Source organism: Gryllotalpicola sp. CP2-P1 (genome assembly GCF_057512245.1).
Map to the genome: position 1 here is coordinate 1 of NZ_JBLRDT010000256.1, position 2893 is coordinate 2893.

Genomic DNA, 2893 nt, shown 5'->3' on the forward strand with positions numbered 1-2893 from the left:
TCGTCTGACCCGACCTCGCCCGCGGCGACGCGTGCGGCGATCAGCTCGACCAGTGTCGACGTCTTCCCCGTGCCCGGCGCGCCCAGCACGACCGCGGACCGCCCGAAGGGAAGGTCGAGGACGGCTTGCTGAGACACGTCGAGTTGCACGCTCGAAAACGTACCGGCATCCCCCGACATCGACGCGCCGACCGCCCCGCTTCCCCCTGAGCGAACACGCGATCGGCGCCGCGCGCGCACTCGATAGGCTCGTCAGCAGTCAACGACGAAAGGCACCACGGTGGAGATCCGCATCGGCATTCTGAACGCCCCCCGCGAGCTCAGCTTCGAGACCGACGAGTCGGCCTCCGACGTGAGCGGCAAGGTCAGCGCGGCCATCTCGGGCGGCACGCCGGTGCTCGAGCTCACCGACAACAAGGGCGCCCAGTTCGTCGTGCCCGTCGCCGGTATCGCCTACGTGCAGATCGGCGCGGAAGAGACCCGCCGCGTCGGCTTCGTCGCCTAAGTCGCCGCCATGGAACTGATGTTCATCGCCCTCGCGGGGCTGATCATCGGCGCCGCCGGGCGCTACGCGCTGCCCTGGCGGCACACGCACGGCGTGGCGCTCATGCCGGCCGTCGGCGGCGTCGCCGCGATGGTGCTCTGGGTCGCGCTGACCTGGGCCGGCCTCGCCTGGGACGGCGGCGTGATCTGGTGGATCGCGCTGTTCGGCACCGGCGCCGTCGTCGCGGCCATCGACCTGCTGGTCGGCCGGCTGCGCACGCGGGCGGATGCCGTGCTGCTCGAGTCCGTGACCAAGCACGGCGTTCCCGCCGCGGCCTAGGCGGTCAGCCCCAGCGCATCCATGCGCCGGGTGTGCGCGGCGATGACGTCGGCGAAGAGCGGCTCGGTGTGCGCGTCATCGGATTCGGCATCCCCCGTCAGCCTCAGTGCCGATCGCGCGATGAGCAGGGTGTCGCCGACGAGTCGGCGCCCCCACATCGCGAGCCGCGCCGCGAGCTGTGCGTCGCCGGCGAGGCGCTCGCGCAGCAGCGCCTCGAGAGCGCGCCCCTCGTCGGGGTCCACCGCGAACAGCGCGGGCAGGTCCTTGATGCCGTCGGCGTCGACGCCGCGCGACAGCGCCGAGAAGAAGTCGTTGAGCAGGCCGCCGCAGATGTGCGCGCCGAGCAGCCGCTCGGCCCAGTCGTGCCCGCGGGTGACCGCGGCGAACTCCTCGACGGCGGCGACATACGGCGTCATCTCGCGCTCGGGGTCAGAGCCCATCCGCCGCAGCTCGGCGGTGAAGCGCTGATGCCGTGCAAAGGCGCGCGCGGCCGAGCGGCCGATCGCCTCTTTCGCGCCGAAGCCCGGGACATCCGCCACCAGCCCCGACAGCCGCTCGAACGCGCCGAGCTGGATGCAGGCCGCCTGACCGAGGAACTGCCGCAGCTCTGGGGCGATCTCGGCGAGGTCGGCGGCGACCGTGGAACGCCGCTCGCGACGAGGTCGCAGACGGGGTGCGTCGAGGCTGAGGCGACGGCGGCGGAACCACGAGAACGGCACGGCCAGAAGTCTAGGAGCTTCCCGCCGGTAGACTGGCAGGAGGCTTGAGGATTCTCCCTCGCCGGACCGACACCGAACAGGTATCCACTTCGTGACTTTCGCAGATCTCAACATCGACAACGACATCGTCGAGGCGCTTGCGGCCAAGGGCATCACCGAGCCCTTCCCCATCCAGGTGCAGACCATCCCCCTCGCCCTCGCCGGGCAGGACATCATCGGCCAGGCCAAGACCGGCACGGGCAAGACCTTCGGCTTCGGGCTGCCGGTCATCCAGCGCCTCGGGGCCGACCCCGCGCCGGGCGTGAAGGCGCTCATCGTCGCGCCGACGCGCGAGCTCGCCGTGCAGGTGAGCGAGGACATGGAGCTCGGGGCGTCCAACCGCCCGACCAAGGTCGTGGCCATCTACGGCGGCAAGGCCTACGAGGGCCAGGTCGCCGCCATCAAGGACGGCGCGCAGATCGCCGTCGGCACCCCCGGCCGCCTGCTCGACCTCGCAGGCCAGCGCCTGCTCGACCTCTCGCAGGTCACCGAGGTCGTTCTCGACGAGGCCGACAAGATGCTCGACCTCGGCTTCCTGCCCGACATCGAGAAGATCTTCCAGCAGCTGCCGGCCGTGCGGCACACCATGCTGTTCTCGGCCACGATGCCCGGCCCGATCGTCGCCCTCGCGCGCCGGTTCATGAGCAAGCCGATCCACATCCGCGCGAACGACCCCGACGAGGGCCTCACGCAGGCGAACATCAAGCACGTCATCTACCGCGCGCACGCCCTCGACAAGGACGAGGTCATCGCCCGCATCCTGCAGGCGGAAGGGCGCGGCAAGACCGTCATCTTCACGCGCACCAAGCGCGCCGCCGCCAAGCTGCAGGACGAGTTGGCCGATCGCGGCTTCCCCGCCGTGAGTGTGCACGGCGACCTCAATCAGGAGCAGCGCGAGCGCAACATGGCCGCGTTCAAGTCCGGCAAGAAGGAGATCCTGATCGCAACGGATGTCGCAGCCCGCGGCATCGACGTCGACGACGTCACCCACGTGATCAACCACACGATCCCCGACGACGAGAAGACCTATCTGCACCGCGCCGGCCGCACCGGCCGCGCGGGCAAGACCGGCATCGCCGTCACCTTCGTCGACTGGGAGGACCTGCACAAGTGGGCCCTCATCAATCGCGCTCTCGAGTTCGGCCAGCCCGAGCCGGTCGAGACCTACTCGTCGTCACCGCACCTCTACACCGACCTGAACATCCCCGAGGGCACCAAGGGGCGCCTGAAGACGACGCCAAAGCCGAAGGCCGAGTCCGAGGTCGCGAAGCAGGGTGCGGGCGAGGGCGGCTCGCGCTCGCGGCGCAGCCGCA

4 protein-coding genes are annotated in these 2893 nt (G+C 70.4%); 3 read left to right on the top strand and 1 reads right to left on the bottom strand.

All coding sequences use genetic code 11. The annotated features are described in order from the left end of the window. The first annotated feature begins 279 nt into the window (after nucleotides 1–279). The gene (locus ACM2XV_RS13845) at nucleotides 280–504 is read left to right on the top strand and encodes a DUF3107 domain-containing protein (RefSeq protein ID WP_344774118.1); all 225 of its coding nucleotides are present in this window, start codon (nucleotides 280–282) and stop codon (nucleotides 502–504) included. 9 nt (nucleotides 505–513) lie between these two features. Beyond that, nucleotides 514–822, top strand: coding sequence for a hypothetical protein (locus ACM2XV_RS13850; protein WP_487027345.1), 309 nt, complete (start codon nucleotides 514–516; stop codon nucleotides 820–822). Here ACM2XV_RS13850 and ACM2XV_RS13855 read toward each other — a convergent pair. Further along, nucleotides 819–1541: a ferritin-like fold-containing protein gene (locus ACM2XV_RS13855; protein ID WP_487027346.1), complete on the bottom strand. Its 723-nt coding sequence runs from the start codon at nucleotides 1539–1541 to the stop codon at nucleotides 819–821. The two genes, ACM2XV_RS13850 and ACM2XV_RS13855, sit on opposite strands and share 4 nt — an antisense overlap. 91 nt (nucleotides 1542–1632) lie before the next feature. On the opposite strand from ACM2XV_RS13855, the gene ACM2XV_RS13860 reads away from it, so the two are divergent. Continuing rightward, a partial coding sequence (locus ACM2XV_RS13860; protein ID WP_487027347.1) for a DEAD/DEAH box helicase occupies nucleotides 1633–2893 on the top strand: 1261 nt, incomplete at its 3' end.